General features: G+C 41.6%; 1 protein-coding gene. It reads right to left on the bottom strand.

From position 1 onward, the window contains the following. Positions 1–11: 11 nt before the first annotated feature. Entirely contained in the window at positions 12–1,052 is a 1,041-nt protein-coding gene (locus tag CKY02_RS23085) for an IS630-like element ISPlu16 family transposase (protein WP_112897013.1), read from the bottom strand. Between the last annotated feature and the right edge of the window lie 102 nt (positions 1,053–1,154).

The raw sequence follows: 1,154 nt of genomic DNA, 5'->3' as shown, positions 1-1,154 counted from the left end.
TAAATAAGATTTCATAATTGTGCTACACCCATTTTTTGTCTTCCTGGCTTTTGCTGTGATGAAAACGATGCCAAAAAGGCATCAACATAATTCAGTAACTGCCACATAAATTGACAACAATGATTTCGCGTTATTGTCTCATGGAGCGATTGCCATAACCGTTCTATTTTATTTAGCCACGGTGAATAGACCGGTAAAAACAACAGGGTAAATTTTGGATGTCGTGCCAGCCAGTCCTTTACCTTCTGACTTTTATGAATACAGTAGTTATCTAAGATTAATGTGAGGGTTTCCGCATGGGGATATTGATGATTCAGTTCATCTAACATTTTGATAAATAAATCAGAATTCTTTTTTATTCCTTTAACATAGGTGATTTGCTCTGTTTGGGCATTAAGGCAGCCCGCAATGTAATGTTTTTCGTTTTTTCCCGGGGTGATAACCCGTTTTTGTTGTCCTTTGAAGCACCAGTCCGCGCCGATTTTCGGGTTTAAATCAATATCCACCTCATCTTCATAAAAAACGGGATGTTTTTCTGAAATGTTCGCTTTGGCTTCCGCGATCTTTGCCATTTTCTCATCGTATTCGGGATCAGGTTGTTTCACTGTGGGTGCCGCTCTACGCCAGACAATCCCCACCTGAGCAAAGTAACGATAAAGGACATTTTGCGTCAGAGAGAGGTTGAGTAATTCATTGAGGGTATGAGTCATGAGTTCAAGGCTCCAGCGAGAGCGGAGATAGCCTAACTTTTGGGGGGATTGCTGTAATAAGAAAAGTAAGAGGTTATAGAGTGGGGAGAGATCCCAGACAACAGGTCGGCCAACGGGTAAACTTTCGAGTCCTTCCAGCCCATATAATGTAAACCACTGAACCCAACGATTGACGGAAGAGCGTGCGGCATGAAGGGTCTTGGCGACATAAGTCACTGTCAATCCTTCATTGAGCATCAATAACGCCGTTAATCGACGGGAATAGTTCTTATCACGGGTTTTATGGATAAGTTTTCTCATTTTCTGGCATTCATCTTGAGGTATAGGTGCTATGATAGGCATCACTCAGTCCGTGTTGGGGTTTGGGATTTTTCGCAATTGATCAGATCGCAAAAATCGGACTGAGTTCCCTCCAAGTGATCTATTATTTTGAAAAGTTATTTA

Origin of the sequence: Photorhabdus bodei, from assembly GCF_003287735.1 — a bacterium.
Taxonomy (GTDB): domain Bacteria; phylum Pseudomonadota; class Gammaproteobacteria; order Enterobacterales; family Enterobacteriaceae; genus Photorhabdus; species Photorhabdus kayaii.
The sequence above is the reverse complement of the archived record's forward strand: the minus strand, read 5'-3'. Positions and strand labels throughout refer to the sequence as shown.

Coding starts and splice junctions, on each gene's coding strand:
- CKY02_RS23085 (WP_112897013.1), bottom strand. CDS start 1,052: ATGCCTATCATAGCACCTATACCTCAAGATGAATGCCAGAAAATGAGA.